Raw genomic sequence first — 16,605 nt, forward strand, 5'->3', positions numbered from 1 at the left:
TGCGACGCCGAGATCATCCCGATGGTGCTGGGCACCACCGGCGAGCCGCTGGACGTGGGCCGCAGCCGGCGGCTGGTCACCAAGGGGCTGCGGGCCGCGCTCTGGCAGCGCGACCGGGGCTGCTCCTTCCCCGGCTGCACCATCCCCGCGCAATGGACCGACGCGCACCACGTGCGCCACTGGTGGGCCGGCGGCAGGACCAGCCTGCTCAACACCGCCCTGCTCTGCCGACGACACCACACCTACGTGCACCGTCACGAGCTGACCGCGACCGTCACCGCCACCAGCGTCACCTGGCACGAATAGCGCCCCCGCCCCACGACCCCGCCGAGACCTGGCGGGGCGAGAGGCATGCCCAGGACATGCGGATCGATGTCACGTATGCGGACGACAGCGGTCATCGTGCACCGCCGCACCGCTCTCGGGCCCTCGCAAACCCGAGCCCGCTGGGAGGTCGCACGCGTGGGGGAGCGAGCCCAGCGGCATACGGCATCACAAAACGACAAGGGGCGCCGGGTGGTGTCTGATTCACGCCACCCGGCACCCCTCGACGAAGCCGTCGACTACTCGGCGTCCGCCTTGGAGGACAGGCCGGACTTGATCAGGTCCATGACGGAGCTGTCGGCGAGCGTCGTGACGTCGCCGACCTCGCGGTTCTCGGCAACGTCGCGCAGCAGGCGGCGCATGATCTTGCCGGAGCGGGTCTTCGGCAGCTCGGCGACGATGAGGATCGAGCGCGGCTTCGCGATCGGGCCGATCTCCCTGGCCACGTGGTTGCGCAGTTCTGCGACGAGGTCGACTCCCTCACCCGGCTCGTCGGCCTCCTCGACCGCCTCAGAGCGGAGGATGACGAACGCGACGACGGCCTGGCCGGTCATCTCGTCGGTGGCGCCGACCACGGCGGCCTCGGCGACCTTCGGGTGCGACACGAGGGCCGACTCGATCTCCGTCGTCGAGAGGCGGTGACCGGAGACGTTCATGACGTCATCGACGCGTCCGAGCACCCAGATGTCGCCCTCGTCGTCCTTCTTGGCGCCGTCACCGGCGAAGTAGAGGCCGTCGAAGCGCCCCCAGTACGTGTCCTTGTAGCGCTGGTCGTCGCCCCAGATCGTGCGCAGCATCGCTGGCCATGGCTTGGTCAGCACGAGATAGCCGCCGTGTCCGTTCGGCACGGGCGTGCCCGTGTCATCGACGACCTCGGCGGAGACGCCAGGGATCGCGAGCTGCGCGGAACCGGGCTTGGCGGCCGTGACGCCCGGCAGCGGGCTGATCATGATCGCGCCGGTCTCCGTCTGCCACCACGTGTCGACGATGGGACAGCGGTCGCCACCGATGGCGCGTCGGTACCACATCCACGCCTCGGGGTTGATCGGCTCACCGACCGAGCCGAGGAGGCGGAGCGAGCTCATGTCGAACTTCGCCGGGATGTCCTCGCCCCACTTCATGAAGGTGCGGATCGCCGTCGGGGCGGTGTAGAGGATCGTCACCTTCTTCTGCTCGACGATCTCCCAGAACCGGCCCTGGTGCGGCGTGTCCGGCGTGCCCTCGTACATCACCTGCGTCGCGCCGAGCGTCATTGGCCCGTAGACGATGTAGCTGTGACCGGTGACCCAGCCGATGTCCGCCGTGCACCAGTAGACGTCGCTCTCCGGGTGCACGTCGTGGACGACGGCGTTCGTGTACGCGTTCTGGACGAGGTAGCCGCCGGTCGTGTGCAGGATGCCCTTCGGCTTCCCCGTTGTGCCGGAGGTGTAGAGGATGAAGAGCGGGTGCTCCGCGCCTACGTGGACCGGCTCGTGCGTCGCGTCCGCGGCCTCGAGCGCGTCGTGCCACCAGACGTCCCGGCCCTCGGTCCACGGGGTGTCCTGGCCGGTGCGGCGGATGACGAGGACGTTGGTGACCGACGTGTCGCCGTGGTCCAGCGCCGCGTCGACGGACGGCTTCAGCGCCGACGGCGAACCGCGCCGGTAGCCGCCGTCGGCCGTGATGACGACCTTGGCGCGGGCGTCGTCGATGCGCGAGTGGAGCGCCTCGGCGGAGAAGCCGCCGAAGACGACCGAGTGCGGGGCGCCGATGCGGGCGCAGGCGAGCATCGCGACGACCGCCTCGGGGATCATCGGCAGGTAGATCGCGACGGTGTCGCCGGTGCCGACCCCGAGGTTCCCCAAGGCGTTCGCGGCGCGCTGGACCTCCCGGTGCAGCTCGGCATAGGTGATGTCGCGGGTGTCGTCCGCCGGCTCACCCACCCAGTGGATCGCGACCCGGTCGCCGTTGCCGGCCTCCACGTGCCGGTCGACGGCGTTGTAGCAGGCGTTGAGCTCGCCGTCCGCGAACCACTTCGCGAAGGGCGCGTCCCACTGCAGCGTCTGCGTGAAGTCCTTGCTCCACGTGACGTACTTGCGGGCCTGCTCGGCCCAGAAGCCCTCGAAGTCGGCGTCGGCCTGCTTGTACAGGTCGGCTGAGCCGTTGGCCCGGGCCGCGAACTCCGGCGCGGGCGGGAAGGTCCGGGTCTCCTGGAGGAGGTTCTCGAGCGTCTCGCTCATGGGCTCACCTTTCGCATCGACATTGGTGCTGGAGTGGGGGAACGCACTTCCTTCCACTCAAACGTACGGTTCGGCGCCCATCAATAGTGCGTGCCGTTCGTCTCAGCGCTACCCGTCAGTAACGTGCCGAGCGGTCTCACGTTGACGACGAGCGGTCGTGCACCTAAGAGCGGCCCCCACCCGATCGAGTGAACAACATTTGGGCACCCACCCGATCGAGTGAACAGCTTTTGTGCCCCGAAGTTGTTCACTCGATCAGGTCAGCAGGAGTCAGCGGGGGTCAGTAGGTCATGCCCATGACGGCACGAACCGTCGCGAGGGTCCGCTCGGCCACCTCGTTCGCCCGGGCGTTCCCCTCGCGGAGCACGGTGGACACGAATCCGGGGTCGCGCTCCAGCTCGGCTCGCCTCGCCCGGTGCCCTCGCAGCCCTTCGTTCACCGCTTCGGTGACGACGTCCTTGAGCTGTCGCGCGCCTCCGTTGCCGACCCGTTCGGCGATCGCCTCAGGCGCCTCGCCGAGGAAGAGGCCCGCGAGCGTCAGGAGGTTGGCCACCTCGGGGCGCGCGATGGGCTCGAAGGTGATTCGACGCTCTGAGTCCGTCCGCGCCCCGCGGATCCGGGCTGCAGTCTGGTCTGCCGTGTCCCGCAGGTTGATGGTGTTGCCGCGGCTCTTGCTCATCTTCTGCCCGTCAGTGCCGAGCAGCAGTGGGACGTCGCTGAGCAGCGCCTCCGGCTCGGTGAACACACTGTGCCCAGCGGCATACCTCTGGTTGAAGCGGCGGGCGATCGCCCTGGTCTGCTCGACGTGAGGCAGCTGGTCGCGGCCGACGGGAACGACCCGGGCGTGGCAGAAGAGGATGTCGGCCGCCTGGTGCACCGGGTAGGTGAGGAGCAGTCCGGACAGGGGGCGGCCGCCGGTGAGCGCGAGCTCGTCCTTCACGGTCGGGTTGCGTCGCAGCTCGGTGTCGGTCGTCAGCGACAGGAACGGCAGGACCAGCTGGTTCAGCGGGGGCACCGCCGAGTGCGCGAAGATTGTCGACCGCTCCGGGTCAATGCCGGCCGCGAGGTAGTCGAGCACGAGCTGGTGCACGTGGTGGCCGATCTCGCCGACGACGTCGCGATCGGTGATGACCTGGTAGTCAGCGACCAGGACGAAGGTCTCAACTCCTTTGTCCTGCAAACGCACTCGGTTGCGCAGGCTGCCGAGATAGTGCCCGACGTGGAGCGGGCCGGTCGGGCGGTCGCCGGTGAGCATCCGGAAGCGCGACGAGTCGCTCGCCGCGTGCTCGTCGATGAGCTGGTCGAGCACAGCACTGCGCTCGCGCGCTGCCGCATAGGTCGCGCTCTCGTCGGAGTGCACCTCGTCATGGATCTGGTCAGGGAACTCGTCGCGGGTGACGGTGGTGGTCATGTCGTCTCTCCTTGGGGTGGGCCCACGGGAGACAGCCCTGTCAGTGAGAACCACGTGACAGGCGAAGAGCCGCCCGCAGGCGGCTCGGAATGATGGTTCGTTGGGATGGGCCGCCTCAGCTGGGCAGCCACCACGCGCGGTTGGTCGACGCGAACGAGCTCATGCCATCGAGGATAACCGACTGGAAAAACGTGCGTGGGACCTCGCCCCGTCTCGACCGCACGAACCGGTCGAGTCAGCGGGAGGTCCCAACTCCACCCAGTGTGCCCGGGAGTCGGTCATCGCGCATCTCGAAACGGTAACGGACCCGAAGCGCCCTGAGCGTCGCCCACCGCGATGGCTCTCGGCCCGGGTCCGGCGGGACGTGCGTCTCGCCGGGCCACACCGTGGCGGTCCAGCGGCCGTCGGCCCGGCGTCGGGCACGCAGCAGGTCGAGGGCAGCGACCATCCGTGGGTCCTGCGGGACTCCCATCACGGCGAGGCACTCGAGTCCCCGGAGGATGTCGAAGTGCCACCGCGGTGGGTGGTGGACCCGGGTGAAGTCCGCGCGGATCACCTCGCCGGTGCGCTCGCTCTTGAAGAGCTCGTGCCGGAGCAGGAACTCCACCGCCGTGTCGGCCGCCTCGCCGAGCTCATCGCGGCGGTGTCCGTAGCCGGCGGACCGGTAGGAGTGGATTCCCTCCAGCACGGATACCGTCGTGTGCATCGATGAGTGCTCCACCGGATGCCTGGGCGGCCGGTGCTGGCAGTTGAACCCGCCGTCCGATACGCGACTCTCGAGCAGGCAGTCGACGAGGCTCACCAGGTCGGCCTCGGGCGCGCCGAAGTAGCTTGCGTAGTGGAGCGTCATGCCGTTGATGCAGGTCTCGCTGACTCCGCCGCGCGGGTTGGGGTGGACCCCGCCGTCGCGGACCTTGTTCGCGGCGAGGATGAGTTGCACCGACTCCTGGGCCGCCGGGTGGTCAGGCGAAAGCCCGAGGTTGCACAGCTCGAGCAGGGTGTAGTGGCTCGAGGTCCACTTCGGCTGGTAGAAGCCCCGACCCCAGTGGCCGTCGGGTCGTCGCGCGGCCAGCAGCGCGGCGCCCACGCCCTCGGTGGCGATCCGCCTCTGCAGGCTCGGCTCATCCCGGTGCAGGAGGTCACGCGTGGTGAGGTAGGCGACGGCGATGTCGCCCCCGAGCAACCAGTCGATCACCTCGGCAGCCTCGGCAGTCTCGTCACTGCCCATCTGCTCATCGTGGCACCGAGGCCGCCGCTTCGGCTGCGATCGCCAACTCCTACGCTGGACCGATGCCCGACCGGAACCCAACCCGCGACGCGATCGTCGACCAGCTGGCCACACTCGCGGACCTCCCGGGCATTCGGGACAAGGCGGATGCGGTGCGGGAGGCCTGCACCAAGCTGCGGTTCCACGAGGCGCTGCGCAGGCGCATCCCCGAGGCTGCGGCGGAGTCACGCGTCCGCGGAGCTCGGGCCTCTGCCGTCCTCGACGGCGTCGACTACCCCCTGGACCTGGTTCGCGAGCTGACGACCGGCGCCCGCCCCTGGCCCGACGACCTCAGCCCGGACCTGGCGACGCTCAAGGGCGCGATCGCCGCGACAGCCGAGAGCGAGCGAGTCGCCTCCATCGTTCGCACCGCGCCCCTTCAGGCTCTCGCCCGGCTCCATGTCGCGGCCGCCTCGCCCTTCGTCCGCGGCCGAGACGCCAACCTCACCGACGACACCGGCACACTCGGCCGGCCCCGGGTCGCCGGTGAGGACACGACCGAGTTCGTCGACCTCGGGCCAGCGCCGGACGCCGCCGAGGTGTCGCAACGGCTCGCTCAGCTGGCCGACCTCATCGTGGCCGCATCAACGGCCACCAATCGCGTTCCCGCCGTGGTCATCTCGTCCATCGTCCACGGAGAGGTCATCGCCATCCGGCCCTTCGCCCACGGCAACGGCCTCGTCGCCCGGGCCCTCGAGCGCGCCCTGATCCAGGCGCTCGGCCTCGACCCGACCGGTGTCGCCGTCCCGGAAGCCGGCCACGTCGCGAACGGCGCGGTGACCTACACAGGCAGCTCAGCGGCATACGGCAAGGGGACGGCGGCGGGAGTGGGACTGTGGCTCGGGCAGGCGGCGGACGCCGTCCTCAAGGGCGTCGCCGAGGGCGAGCGGATCTGTGACGCGGTCCGGGTGGGGCGGCTCGGCTGACGGTCGCGTGTGACGGTCGGTTGTGACGGAGAGAACCACCTTTGCTGTGATGTCAAGACTGTTGCCGCGGAGGCGCCTGCGGTACAAAGGATGCAGGAACCAATGCATCGCCGTGAGGCGACGGACGGGTCCAAGGCAGTACAAGCGAGAGCGAGAGGTACCCACGCGACGACAGTTCACTTGGAACAGTCCACCCTCGGGTCCACACCGGGGCGACACTTCGGGAATGCACGCTTGGTAGCCCACCTCGTTCTCATGAGGCCCCCGACATCGTTGGGGGCCTCGTCCGCGTCTCCGGGCTCATCTCCAGGGTCGTCTCTGGGATCACGGCGGGCGGTTTGACCCGGCCTGGGGTGTTCAGACGGGGTTCGCCTTCTCGCCGCGCTGAGTCTGGTTTGCATTTGGGGGCGTGAAAGACGGACGATGGATATGCGCTCCCCTCGGGGTTGAGCGCAACGGGTCACTGGCTCTCCCCCCCGGTGCCAGTCCCGTGAGGTGGTCCCCCGTCTCCCCCCGGACGGGGGCCACCGCCTTTCCGCACAACGCACGTCGTCCACATCCCTGCGGCGGGTGCCGGGCTGTCCACAGCAGGCCGTATGCCGCTGGGCCGGCTCCTGCGATTCGGTGACGGTTGGTGCATGGGACACGTCATCGCCGTCATGCCGGCCTCGGGTGGGGTCGGGGCCACCACGATCGCTGCCGTCGTCGCGGTCCGGGCCGCTGAGGCCGGTCGGTCGGTGGTCGCCGTCGACCTCGACCGGTTCGGGGGACGGCTCGACGTCGTCCTCGGGGTCGAGCAGGAGCCCGGATGGCGGTGGGACCACTTGCTCGACGTGGCTGGGGTCGTCGACGGAGTGGGCCTCGTGCGCGAGCTGCCCGCGACGGAGACGGTGCCGGTGCTCGGCGCCTCGGTTGGCTCCGCGCGTGCCCTGGGGGAGGAATGGGTGCGGATCCTGCCCGACGTCGTGGCCGGGCTGTCCGCGGCCCATCCCGTCACGGTGCTCGATGTCGCGCGCGACGCGCGAGTCGTATCTGCCGTTGCGGGGCTCGTCGACGCGTGGGTCGTCATGGTCGGGACGGCGGTGCCGCAACTGGCTGCGGCTGCGGCCTCGGTTCCACTCCTCCGGCAGGTCGTCGAGGAAGCCATTGCGGGACCGGGCGATGGATCCGGTCCTGGCAGACCGCGACCGCGTTGCGAGCCGTGGATCGTGCTGCGCGGCAGGCGCATCGAGGACGACGTGGCCGATGCGGTGAGTGACCACCTCGACGCTCCGATCGTGGCTACGGTCGCTGACGACCTGCGGCTCGTCTCCGACGCCATGCGTGGGGTGGCGCCCGGGTCGCGCGGACGCGGGTCCGTCGTGGATGCGGCCGACGAGCTGCTGTTGCGTCTCGTGTCCAGACCACCGCTGGATCTGGGCGGCGTAGCGGAGCCCTCCGACACGGGCTGGCGGTGGTCCGCGTGACCCTCAGCCCAGCGGTATGGCAGCGGGTGCGGGACGGTTTGGCGCCGGACGCCGGCCTCGTCGCCGATGTGGCCAAGGAGGAGACGGGGGCACTGGGCGCCGAGCGCGTTGCCGAGTCGAGAGAGGCGCTGGCGGCACGGGTCCTCGGAGCGGGTCCGCTGGAGGTCTGGCTCGACGACCCCGCGGTCACCGACCTGGCCGTCAACGGCGACGGCAAGGTCTGGATCGACCGTGGGGCGGGCATGGAGTGGACCGGATCGGTGCTCTCCGCCGAGGACGCTCGTGCGCTCGCGGTCCGACTCGCCGCCGCGGCTGCGCGGCGCCTGGACGAGGCGAGCCCGTGGGTCGACGGCCAGCTGCCCTCCGGTGCTCGTCTGCATGCGGTCCTGCCGCCACTGGTGGCGGGCGGTCCGCACATCACCATCCGGGTACCCGCCCGGGACCACCTGTCCTTTGCGGTACTCGAGGCCGCGGGCATGTTTCCGCCGACTTGGGCCGTGGTGCTCCGGGAGATCGTGACCCGGCGTCTGGCCTTTGTCGTCTCCGGCGGGACCGGCGCTGGGAAGACGACCCTGCTGGCGGCCCTCCTCGGACTCGTCCACCCCGGCGACCGGCTGCTCGTGGTCGAGGACGTCCGGGAGCTCCACGTCGACCACCCGCACGTCGTGCGGCTCGAGGCTCGGCCGCCGAACGTCGAAGGCGCGGGCGAGGTCACCCTGACGACCCTGGTGCGGCAGTCGCTGCGCATGCGCCCGGACCGCATCGTCGTCGGCGAGGTGCGGGGGGCCGAAGTGCGTGAGCTGCTCGCGGCGCTCAATACCGGTCACGAGGGAGGGTGCGGCACCGTGCACGCGAATGCCCCCGAGGACGTGATCGCCAGGTTCGAGGCGTTGGGCGCGCTGGCGGGGCTAGGCCCGGCGGCTGTGCGGGCGCAGGTCGCCGCTGCCATCGACGTCGTCGTCCACGTGACCCGGCGGGGCCCGACCCGGCAGGTCCAGACGATCTCGGCCGTCTTCCGTAGGGATGGTGATCCGATTGTCGAGACGGCCCTGACCCGGGCTGGCGCCGGTGCCGTCGGGCCGGCTTGGCCCGCCCTCGCCCATCGTCTCGGCCTTGACCCGGCGATCGTGGACAGCCTCGGGCATCGGAGTCGAGCATGACTGCGGCGGTCCTGGCCGGCCTGCTCTTGGTCCTTGCCGTCGTCGTGCTGCCGACCGGTGAACGCCTCGCCCGGGTGAACCAGGTGTTGGAACCGCCGCCTGTGTTGGACGAGACCGCTCCAGCTCCGGGAGGCGGCACCGAGAGGTTGCGTCAGCTCTGGCGGTCCGACCCGGTGGAGCTGTTCCGCGAGTGGCGGCAGCAGCGGCGGGCCACGTCGTCGTCGCCCGCGATCCTGGCCCTGTTGGAGGGGATCGCCCCGGCCCTCGAGGCAGGCCTCCCACCGTCGGTTGCCGTGCGTCTGTCCGGTGCCGCTCTGGGGTCCACGGTTGATCCCGGCATCCGGGCGTTCGTCGGCGAGCTGGCCGGTGTCTGCGAGCGGGGCAGCCCCATCGCGCCGGTCTGGCAGTCGTGGGCGGCACGCACCGGCTCGGCTGACCTCTCGTTCGTGGCTGCGGCCTGGCAGCTCTCCGAGCGGACCGGCGCACCGCTCGCGGAGGCGGTCCAGCGCGCGGTGGTCTCCGTACGCGAGTCCCGGGAGCGGGCGCGGCGGATCAACGTCGCCGTCGCCGGTCCGCGCGCGACGGTAATGGTCCTGACCGTGTTGCCGCTGACGGGTCCGGTGTTCGGCATGGCCTGCGGGGTCCCTCCCACGGAGCTGTACCTGTCCAACCCGATCGGCACCGTGTCGGCGGTCGTGGGGGTGGTCCTCATCTGGGCCGGCCGTCTCTGGTGCCGCCGTCTCGTCGACTCGGCCATGAACGGCAGCAGCGCCGGGCGCGGGACTCGGAGGCCAGCGTGAGTCGGGCTCTCGTGAGTCCCGCGATCGTGGCGGGGCTGTTCACGGCTCTAGCCGTGCTGGCGGCGCCGGGTCGACGCGATGAGTTGCCCGATGGGGGAGATGGAGCCAAGGGGGGCGAGCGAGCCGACGGAACCGAAGGACGCAATGGAGTCACGGGATACGGTGCCTCGTGGTCGGAACGGCCGGCGCCGCCGGACGCGGCGATGCCCGACGAGGTCAACGCGGCCCTGGTCCTTCTCGCGCTGGGATACCGGTCGGGCCTTCCGACCTGGGAGGTCCTGGGCGCGGTTGCCGATGTCCTGCACGGCTCCGCGGACGGTCACAAGGCCCCGGTGGTTCGTGACCTTCGCCAGGTCGCTGCCGCACTGCGGTGGGGGGCCTCCGACGACGAGGCCTGGGCATCGGTTGGGCAGGTCTGGTCCGCAGCGGGGCGGGCCGTCGCCATCGCCCATCGAGCCGGGATCGCGCCAGGGCCGCTGTTGCTGACAGCTGCCGAGGACCTCAGACGGGAGTCGCTCGAGCAGGTCGAGCTCGCAGGGGCCCGGGTCGGCGTGCGACTCGTCGCCCCGCTGGGACTGGTGCTGCTCCCGGCCTTCTGCCTCACGACCGTCGTCCCGCTCGTCGTGGCGCTCGCGGGGCAGATGTTGACCGGCTGACGGCATGGGCCTCTCACGGCACGAGGTCGTGAGAGTCATTGAGAGGGAAGGGAGTCCATATGGGCATACGAATGAGGCGAGCGACGCGGAGGTTGCGCCGGGAGGCCGGGATGTCGACCTCCGAGTACGCCGTCGGCATCATGGCCGCCTGCACATTCGCCCTGGTGCTTCTCGGCGTCGTCCGGTCGGATGCGGTCCGCAACGCACTCGTCGGCATCGTCCAGAACGCGCTGGGTCTCGCGGGTTGATGCTTCGCCGACGTCGCCGCGACGGGGGGATGGTGACGGCCGAGCTGGCCGTCGCCATCCCGGTCGTCGTCCTGGTCCTCGTCGCCTGCCTGGCCGGCCTGAACGCCGCGGTCGAGCAGGTCCGGTGCGTGGATGCGGCGCTGCTCGGCAGCCGTGCTGCAGCGCGTGGAGACTCGCCCGGACGGGTGCACGATCTGGCGCGACGCGGCGCCCCGGACGGCGCCGTCGTCACCGTGGCGCGGCACGGCGGTGACGCGGTGGTCACCGTGCGCGCCCGGGTCGGTGGTTGGGGCGGCGTGGTGCCCTCGTGGTCGGTCAGCGCAACGGCGCGGACGCCGATCGAGGAAGGCATCGGCGGATGAGGTCGGCGTCGATGGCAGAGTCTCCCGAGACGCCAGTGGCCGGGCGGTGGCTGCGCATGCCATCCGCCCGGGCATTGGGCTCGACCTCTGACCGTGGTGCCGCGACCGTGCTCGTGCTTGGCCTCGTCGCGGTCCTGCTCGCGATGACGGTGGGCGGGGTGGTCCTGGCAAGTGCGGTTGTCGCGAGCCACCGCGCCCGCCTTGCTGCCGACCTGGCAGCGCTCGCGGGAGCCGCCCGGCTGCGCGACGGGGCGTCGGTGGATGGAGCCTGTGCCACGGCCCACCGAGTGGCCGGGATCAACGATGCCGACCTGGTGAGCTGCGCGGGCGACGGTCTCACGCTCGAGGTCACCGTCGCGGTGACCGCTTCCGTCTGGCCCGAGCCGGCCCGGGCGCGAGCCAAGGCGGGACCTGGTGCGCCACTGGCGCTACCAGCGGCTCACGCGGTTGTCGGGCCCGGGTAGCGCGGACGATCCATGACCGACTGCTCGGACGGCATGAGGATCGCGAGGATCGGGTAGACCAGGATCTGGCTTCCGGGGAGGACGAGGAGGATGAGGATGAACAGGATTCGGGCCGGCCACGGTGCCAAGCCGAATCGCCTTCCGAGGCCGGCGCAGACACCGGCCAGCACTCGATCCTCGCGGGGTCGGACGAAGCCGTTGTCGGCGAAGGTCTGCTGGATGTCGTTCATGGTGTGGTGCTTCCCTTGAGATGTGCCAGGAACCGTTCCTGACACCTCTACTGTCCGCCGACAGCCGCTCGCATCCCATTGGGGGACGCCCGTAGGCGACCCGGAAGCGACCCTTGGCACGCGCTCAGGGTCCAGGTTCCAGCGGTTCAGGGTTCAGGTCAGCGGTTGCGCCAGGCGTCGGGCGCCGTGATGAGCTGGCGCACCCGATCGGGCAGGTCGCCGGTGCGCAGGGCCTCCACCGACGTGCCGTCGAGGACCTCGCGCAGGCTCGCCCGCACCGCGACCCAGAGGCTCGGCAGGTGCTCGGCGACCCCGACGTACGACGTGTCCTGGGGGCGCAGGCCGCGAACCTCGGCGAGTGGCCCGTCCACGGCTCGGAAGATGTCCCCGACGCTGATCTCGGTGCGTGGCCGGGCCAGGGCGTAGCCGCCGAGAGCGCCGCGCCGGCTCAGCACGAGCCCGGCCCGGCGCAGATCCGCGAAGATCGTCTCGAGGAACTTGCGAGGCAGGTCCTGCCGCGAGGCGAGATGCTCGATGCTGACCGGACCCGATCCGCTGGCCGCAGCCTCGGCCAGGATCAGCATCGCCCGGACTGCGTAGTCGACGCGTGCGGAGACATCCATCGCTTTGCTCCTGATCCGCGCGAGCGTCAGATGGCGAGTGCCGGGTCGTGGTCGACGACGCTCGATCGATGCGCGGCTCGGGCACTCACCTTCTCGCCCTCGCGCAAGCCGAGTCCGTCGGCGTCACGTCGCGTGATCTGGGCCGCGAAACGCTCGCCGGAGTCCGCCCGGAGGTCGATGCGAACCTCGAAGCCGAGCCGGACCACACGCTCGACCACCGCTCTGATGACGCCCGGGGAGCCGGGGATCTTCGCGTCCTCGGCCACGGCCAGGGCGTGGTTCCTCTCGAGGACGATGTCGTGCGGCCGGACGAGCTGCTCGCCGAGCCGGGCGACCGAGCCGAGGAAGGACATCACGAAGTCGTTGGCCGGCCGGTCGTAGAGCGCGACCGGGTCGCCAACCTGCTCTATCCGACCCTGGTTGAGCACCGCGATGCGGTCGGCGACGTCCAGGGCCTCCTCCTGGTCATGCGTCACGAGGACTGTGGTCACGTGGACCTCGTTGTGGAGCCGGCGCAGCCAGGTGCGCAGGTCCGTCCGCACCTTGGCGTCGAGCGCACCGAAGGGCTCGTCGAGGAGCAGCACCTGCGGGTCCACGGCAAGTGCCCGCGCCAGGGCCATCCGCTGCCGCTGGCCGCCGGACAGTTGCGCTGGATAGCGGTCGGCGAAGCCCTCGAGTCCGACGACGTGCAGCAGTTCGTCGACCTTGGCGCCGATCTCGGCCTTCGGGCGCTTGCGGATGGTCAGGCCGAAGGCGACGTTGTCCCGGACGGTGAGGTGCTTGAACGCCGCGTAGTGCTGGAAGACGAAGCCGATCCCGCGCCGCTGTGGTGGCTCATTCGTCACGTCGCTCCCCCCGATCGTGACGATCCCGGAGTCCAGTGACTCGAGGCCGGCGATGGCCCGAAGCAGGGTCGACTTCCCGCTCCCGCTGGGGCCGAGGAGGGCGGTGAGTGATCCGCTGGGGATCTCGAGGCTGACGTCGTCCAGCGCCGTGAAGCTGCCGAACTCCTTGCGCGCCGCCGTCACGGTGATCATCGGTTGTTCCTCTTGCGGTCGAGAACGGTCATGAGCAGCAGTACGACGAGCGCGATGCCCATGAGGAGGGTGGCGGCGGCATACGCGCCATACGTGTTGTGGTCGTCGATGTAGCGCGCGTGCACCAGCAGGGTCAGGGTCTGCGACACCCCCGGGAAGCCCGACGACACCATGATCACTGCGCCGAACTCCCCGAGCGCCCGGGCGACGGTGAGCACGACGCCATAGGTCAGGCCCCACCGGATCGCTGGAAGGGTGATGCGCCAGAACGTCTGCCATCCGGACGCGCCCAGCGTGGCGGCTGCCTGCTCCTGCTCCGTGCCGATCTCGTGCAGCACCGGCTCGACCTCTCGGACGACGAAGGGCATGGTGACGAAGATGGTCGCGATGACCATCCCGGGGAGCCCGAAGATGACCTTGAACCCGGCACGGTCCAGCGCCCCGAACCAGCCGGCCGTGCCCCAGAGCATGATGAGGGCCACCCCGACGACGATGGGCGAGACGGCGAACGGCAGATCCACGATGCCCTGCAGCAGCCCGCGCCCGCGGAATCGCCCGCGGACCAGGGCCAGTGCCGTGATGACGCCGAAGACGACGTTGAGCGGCACGACGATGGCCACGATGAGCAGCGACAGGTTGATGGCCGACTGGCCCGCCGGAGTCGAGACGGAGGCGATGAAGGCACCCACGCCCGGCGCAAAGGCTCTCCACAGGATGACGCCGATCGGCACGGCAATCAGGATGACGAGGTAACCGAGCGCCATGGTGCGCAGGGCAACTCGTGTTCCGATGCTGCTCTTCACGCCGCCCGCTCCTCTCGCCGCTGAGCCCGGGACGACAGGACCCGCAGGACGAACAGCGTCGCGAAGGCGATGAGCAACAACGCCACGGAAACCGCTGCCGCGTTGACGGGCCGGTCGATCTCGATCTGCTGCTGGATGTACTGCGACGCGACCTGGGTCTCGCGCGGGATGTTGCCGCCGATGAGGACGACCGAGCCGTACTCACCGATGGCGCGTGCGAACGCCAGACCGGTCCCGCTGGCGATGGCCGGACCGAGCGTTGGCAGGACGACGCGGCGGAACGTCGTCCAGCTCGAAGCACCGAGCGAGGCCGCCGCCTCCTCGACCTCCCGATCGGCCTCGATGAGCACCGGCTGGACCGAGCGGACGACGAAGGGGAGGGTGACGAACGCCAGGGCCACCACCAGTCCCCAGGTCGTCGCGTTGAGCTGGACGCCGATCGGGCTGCTCGGGCCGTAGAGCGACAGCAGGACGATGCTCGCGACGATCGTGGGCAGCGCGAAGGGCAGGTCGATGAGCGCGTTGACGACCCGCTGTCCGGGGAAGGTGTCGCGGACGAGGACCCAGGCGATGAGGGTGCCCATGACCGCGTTCAGGCCGGCGACGAGGGCCGACACCAGCACGGTGATCCGCAGCGACGCCATTGCGGCCGGCGCCGTGACCGCCTCCCAGAAGCCAGCCCAGCCATCCTCGAAGGCGGCGACCGTCAGGGCAGCCAGTGGCAGCAGCACGATGACGCTGAGCCAGAGCGTCGCGACGCCGACGCCGAGCGGTTGGATCCCGGCCGACCAGCGCCGTCGTGCGGTCCGCTGGCGCTGAGCAGGCTTCGCCGAGGGGGAGGCCGCGTCCGCGGCCTCCCTGCGCTCGAGCGTCTCGGATGGTGCGGTCATTGCGTCGCGGCGTCGTAGATCTTGGCGATCGCGCCGACGTCCTTCTTGAAGAGCTCGGAGTCGACGGCCTTCCACCCACCGAGGTCGGCGACCGTCCAGAGCTTGGCGGGAGCCGGGAACGTCGTTGCGAACTGAGCAGCCACAGCCTCGTCGACCGGTCGGAATCCAGCCTGGGCCAGCAGCGTCTGCGCCCCGGCGGTGTAGAGGTACTGATTGAACGCCTCGGCCGCCGCGCGGTTCTCGCTGCCCTTGAGCACCGCGACGGGATTCTCGATCTTGAAGGTCTGGGGCGGCGTGACGTGCTCGACCGGGTCGCCGTTCGCCTCGATGAAGAGCGCCTCGTTCTCGTAGCTGAGCAGGGCGTCGCCGCTGCCCTGGAGGAACGCCTCGGTCGCCTCGCGCCCGGACTTGGGCTGGATCGTCACGTGCTCGCCGACCAGCTTGCTCACGTAGGCCAACCCGGCGTCCACGTTCGTGCCGCCCTCACTCTTGGCCGCGTAAGGGGCGAGCAGGTTCCACTTGGCGGACCCGGACGAGAAGGGGTTCGGTGTGACGACCTCGACGCCGGGCTCGAGCAGGTCGTCCCAGTCCGTGATGCCCTTCGGGTTGCCCTTGCGCACGACGATGGTGACGACCGACCCGAACGGGATGCCGGCGTGCTCGTCCGCGTTCCAGTCCGCGTCGACGAGTCCTGCGTCGACGAGTCGGCTCACGTCCGGCTCGACCGAGAAGTTGACCAAGTCGGCTTCCGCGCCCGCGGCTACCTTGCGGCTCTGGTCGCCGGAGGCGCCATAGCTCTGCTGGAACTCGACGCCCTTCCCGGCCGGGGTCTGCTGGAAGGCTGGGATGAGCCTGTCGAACGCCACCTTTGGCACGGCGTACGCATAGAGGTTGAGAGTGGTCCCCACTCCGGCGACATTGGTCGAGTCCGGCTGCCCCACAGTGTCACTCGAGCCGCCGCCGGCGCAGGCCGCGAGGCCCAGGGTCGACACGAGGGTCAGGGCCGTAGCGGTGCGGATGGGGCTGGACATGAGCGACTCCTGTCGTCGGTGCACTGACGCGCATCTGTGGGATGCATTGGAGTCTTCAATAGGCGAAAGTTATCGGTCAACAAACGATGGGTTATGTCTCAGATGATGGAAGAGAGAGTGCCGTATGCCGCTGGGCTCAGTCCGCGCGAGACAGTGACCGGACGCGCAGGCGGGGTGCGACCTGGGTCGACGACTCCTCGTCGATGACGTCGCCCCTCACGGTGACCCTCGCGCCGGGGGAGGCATCGAGCGACCAGCGGGCAGGGAGGACGAGCTCCCACACCTCGCCGCGCTCGTCGGTGAGCACGAGCGGATGCGTTTCCACGTCGGCCCGGGACAACGTCCCGGTCACGACGACGTCGGCCGGGCGGCGCGGGCCCGCTGCGGCTGCCACCGCTCGCCGCAGCTGCTCACGCAGCTCCTCGGCGCCGAGACGATCGTCGCCGGAACGCGGAGCGGGGAGGCCCCGGCCGTTGCCTGGACCTCCCCGCTTCCTCTTGGGTGGCATCCGTCAGGGGACGTCCACCCGGACGACCGTCGGGTTGGGCATCCCGTCCACGCCGGAGTAGGCGACCGACCCGAGGTACTTCGTGGCCGGTGCGAGTCCGGTGAAGGACAGCCCGATGCTGCCCTTCTGGCCCAGCGTCGCCGTTGCCGGAGCGTCAACTGTCATGTTGCCGGCGGCCGC

18 protein-coding genes and 1 pseudogene are annotated in these 16,605 nt (G+C 70.3%); 9 read left to right on the forward strand and 10 right to left on the reverse strand.

The window, feature by feature from the left end; translation table 11 throughout:
• Positions 1 to 306, forward strand: a pseudogene (locus VIR15_RS01165) (HNH endonuclease signature motif containing protein); the annotation flags it as partial.
• 257 nt (positions 307 to 563) lie between these two features.
• On the opposite strand, the gene acs reads toward VIR15_RS01165, so the two are convergent.
• The 3 genes from acs to VIR15_RS01180 all read right to left on the reverse strand — a co-directional run bounded on the left by acs (position 564) and on the right by VIR15_RS01180 (position 5,182).
• Positions 564 to 2,543, reverse strand: coding sequence for an acetate--CoA ligase (gene acs, locus VIR15_RS01170; RefSeq protein ID WP_331925636.1), 1,980 nt, complete (start codon positions 2,541 to 2,543; stop codon positions 564 to 566).
• A gap of 280 nt (positions 2,544 to 2,823) precedes the next feature.
• Entirely contained in the window at positions 2,824 to 3,954 is a 1,131-nt protein-coding gene (trpS, locus tag VIR15_RS01175; protein ID WP_331925637.1) for a tryptophan--tRNA ligase, read from the reverse strand.
• A 235-nt stretch (positions 3,955 to 4,189) separates the two neighbouring features.
• Positions 4,190 to 5,182: a hypothetical protein gene (locus VIR15_RS01180; protein WP_331925638.1), complete on the reverse strand. Its 993-nt coding sequence runs from the start codon at positions 5,180 to 5,182 to the stop codon at positions 4,190 to 4,192.
• Between the two features lie 62 nt (positions 5,183 to 5,244).
• On the opposite strand from VIR15_RS01180, the gene VIR15_RS01185 reads away from it, so the two are divergent.
• The 8 genes from VIR15_RS01185 (at position 5,245) to VIR15_RS01220 (ending at position 11,303) form a co-directional block, all read left to right on the forward strand.
• Positions 5,245 to 6,147, forward strand: coding sequence for a Fic family protein (locus VIR15_RS01185; RefSeq protein WP_331925639.1), 903 nt, complete (start codon positions 5,245 to 5,247; stop codon positions 6,145 to 6,147).
• 638 nt (positions 6,148 to 6,785) lie between these two features.
• Positions 6,786 to 7,613: a P-loop NTPase gene (locus VIR15_RS01190; RefSeq protein WP_331925640.1), complete on the forward strand. Its 828-nt coding sequence runs from the start codon at positions 6,786 to 6,788 to the stop codon at positions 7,611 to 7,613.
• Positions 7,610 to 8,773: a TadA family conjugal transfer-associated ATPase gene (locus tag VIR15_RS01195; protein WP_414654884.1), complete on the forward strand. Its 1,164-nt coding sequence runs from the start codon at positions 7,610 to 7,612 to the stop codon at positions 8,771 to 8,773. Before VIR15_RS01190 ends, VIR15_RS01195 begins: the two co-directional genes overlap by 4 nt.
• A complete protein-coding gene (locus tag VIR15_RS01200; RefSeq protein WP_331925642.1) occupies positions 8,770 to 9,573 on the forward strand; it encodes a type II secretion system F family protein in 804 nt (267 codons plus the stop codon). Before VIR15_RS01195 ends, VIR15_RS01200 begins: the two co-directional genes overlap by 4 nt.
• Positions 9,570 to 10,229 carry a type II secretion system F family protein gene (locus tag VIR15_RS01205; RefSeq protein ID WP_331925643.1) on the forward strand — a complete coding sequence of 220 codons (660 nt, stop codon included), beginning with the start codon at positions 9,570 to 9,572 and terminating at the stop codon, positions 10,227 to 10,229. The genes VIR15_RS01200 and VIR15_RS01205 overlap by 4 nt, the downstream gene beginning before the upstream one ends.
• Positions 10,230 to 10,339: 110 nt before the next feature.
• Positions 10,340 to 10,477 carry a DUF4244 domain-containing protein gene (locus VIR15_RS01210; protein ID WP_414654885.1) on the forward strand — a complete coding sequence of 46 codons (138 nt, stop codon included), beginning with the start codon at positions 10,340 to 10,342 and terminating at the stop codon, positions 10,475 to 10,477.
• 29 nt (positions 10,478 to 10,506) lie between these two features.
• Positions 10,507 to 10,839 (forward strand): TadE family type IV pilus minor pilin, encoded by a 333-nt coding sequence (locus VIR15_RS01215; RefSeq protein WP_331925653.1) that lies wholly within the window; start codon positions 10,507 to 10,509, stop codon positions 10,837 to 10,839.
• Between the two features lie 11 nt (positions 10,840 to 10,850).
• Complete coding sequence (locus VIR15_RS01220; RefSeq protein ID WP_331925644.1) at positions 10,851 to 11,303, forward strand: Rv3654c family TadE-like protein; 453 nt, start codon at positions 10,851 to 10,853, stop codon at positions 11,301 to 11,303.
• Here VIR15_RS01220 and VIR15_RS01225 read toward each other — a convergent pair.
• From VIR15_RS01225 to VIR15_RS01255, 7 genes are all read right to left on the reverse strand, one after another.
• The gene (locus VIR15_RS01225; RefSeq protein ID WP_331925645.1) at positions 11,279 to 11,533 is read right to left on the reverse strand and encodes a PspC domain-containing protein; all 255 of its coding nucleotides are present in this window, start codon (positions 11,531 to 11,533) and stop codon (positions 11,279 to 11,281) included. The genes VIR15_RS01220 and VIR15_RS01225 overlap by 25 nt on opposite strands.
• A 158-nt stretch (positions 11,534 to 11,691) precedes the next feature.
• Positions 11,692 to 12,156, reverse strand: a complete 465-nt coding sequence (locus VIR15_RS01230) for an RrF2 family transcriptional regulator (protein ID WP_331925646.1) — start codon at positions 12,154 to 12,156, stop codon at positions 11,692 to 11,694.
• 26 nt (positions 12,157 to 12,182) lie between these two features.
• Positions 12,183 to 13,193, reverse strand: coding sequence for a sulfate/molybdate ABC transporter ATP-binding protein (locus tag VIR15_RS01235; protein ID WP_331925647.1), 1,011 nt, complete (start codon positions 13,191 to 13,193; stop codon positions 12,183 to 12,185).
• Positions 13,190 to 13,996: a sulfate ABC transporter permease subunit CysW gene (gene cysW, locus VIR15_RS01240; protein WP_331925648.1), complete on the reverse strand. Its 807-nt coding sequence runs from the start codon at positions 13,994 to 13,996 to the stop codon at positions 13,190 to 13,192. The genes VIR15_RS01235 and cysW overlap by 4 nt, the downstream gene beginning before the upstream one ends.
• Positions 13,993 to 14,886, reverse strand: a complete 894-nt coding sequence (gene cysT / locus VIR15_RS01245) for a sulfate ABC transporter permease subunit CysT (protein WP_331925649.1) — start codon at positions 14,884 to 14,886, stop codon at positions 13,993 to 13,995. The genes cysW and cysT overlap by 4 nt, the downstream gene beginning before the upstream one ends.
• The gene (locus VIR15_RS01250; RefSeq protein ID WP_331925650.1) at positions 14,883 to 15,917 is read right to left on the reverse strand and encodes a sulfate ABC transporter substrate-binding protein; all 1,035 of its coding nucleotides are present in this window, start codon (positions 15,915 to 15,917) and stop codon (positions 14,883 to 14,885) included. Before VIR15_RS01250 ends, cysT begins: the two co-directional genes overlap by 4 nt.
• Before the next feature lie 136 nt (positions 15,918 to 16,053).
• Entirely contained in the window at positions 16,054 to 16,425 is a 372-nt protein-coding gene (locus VIR15_RS01255) for a hypothetical protein (protein ID WP_331925651.1), read from the reverse strand.
• Positions 16,426 to 16,605 lie beyond the last annotated feature (180 nt).

This window comes from Intrasporangium sp. (assembly GCF_036566125.1).
Classification (GTDB): domain Bacteria; phylum Actinomycetota; class Actinomycetes; order Actinomycetales; family Dermatophilaceae; genus Intrasporangium.

Coding starts and splice junctions, on each gene's coding strand:
- acs (WP_331925636.1), bottom strand. CDS start 2,543: ATGAGCGAGACGCTCGAGAACCTCCTCCAGGAGACCCGGACCTTCCCG.
- trpS (WP_331925637.1), bottom strand. CDS start 3,954: ATGACCACCACCGTCACCCGCGACGAGTTCCCTGACCAGATCCATGAC.
- VIR15_RS01180 (WP_331925638.1), bottom strand. CDS start 5,182: ATGGGCAGTGACGAGACTGCCGAGGCTGCCGAGGTGATCGACTGGTTG.
- VIR15_RS01185 (WP_331925639.1), top strand. CDS start 5,245: ATGCCCGACCGGAACCCAACCCGCGACGCGATCGTCGACCAGCTGGCC.
- VIR15_RS01190 (WP_331925640.1), top strand. CDS start 6,786: ATGGGACACGTCATCGCCGTCATGCCGGCCTCGGGTGGGGTCGGGGCC.
- VIR15_RS01200 (WP_331925642.1), top strand. CDS start 8,770: ATGACTGCGGCGGTCCTGGCCGGCCTGCTCTTGGTCCTTGCCGTCGTC.
- VIR15_RS01210 (WP_414654885.1), top strand. CDS start 10,340: ATGTCGACCTCCGAGTACGCCGTCGGCATCATGGCCGCCTGCACATTC.
- VIR15_RS01215 (WP_331925653.1), top strand. CDS start 10,507: ATGGTGACGGCCGAGCTGGCCGTCGCCATCCCGGTCGTCGTCCTGGTC.
- VIR15_RS01220 (WP_331925644.1), top strand. CDS start 10,851: ATGGCAGAGTCTCCCGAGACGCCAGTGGCCGGGCGGTGGCTGCGCATG.
- VIR15_RS01225 (WP_331925645.1), bottom strand. CDS start 11,533: ATGAACGACATCCAGCAGACCTTCGCCGACAACGGCTTCGTCCGACCC.
- VIR15_RS01230 (WP_331925646.1), bottom strand. CDS start 12,156: ATGGATGTCTCCGCACGCGTCGACTACGCAGTCCGGGCGATGCTGATC.
- VIR15_RS01235 (WP_331925647.1), bottom strand. CDS start 13,193: ATGATCACCGTGACGGCGGCGCGCAAGGAGTTCGGCAGCTTCACGGCG.
- cysT (WP_331925649.1), bottom strand. CDS start 14,886: ATGACCGCACCATCCGAGACGCTCGAGCGCAGGGAGGCCGCGGACGCG.
- VIR15_RS01250 (WP_331925650.1), bottom strand. CDS start 15,917: ATGTCCAGCCCCATCCGCACCGCTACGGCCCTGACCCTCGTGTCGACC.
- VIR15_RS01255 (WP_331925651.1), bottom strand. CDS start 16,425: ATGCCACCCAAGAGGAAGCGGGGAGGTCCAGGCAACGGCCGGGGCCTC.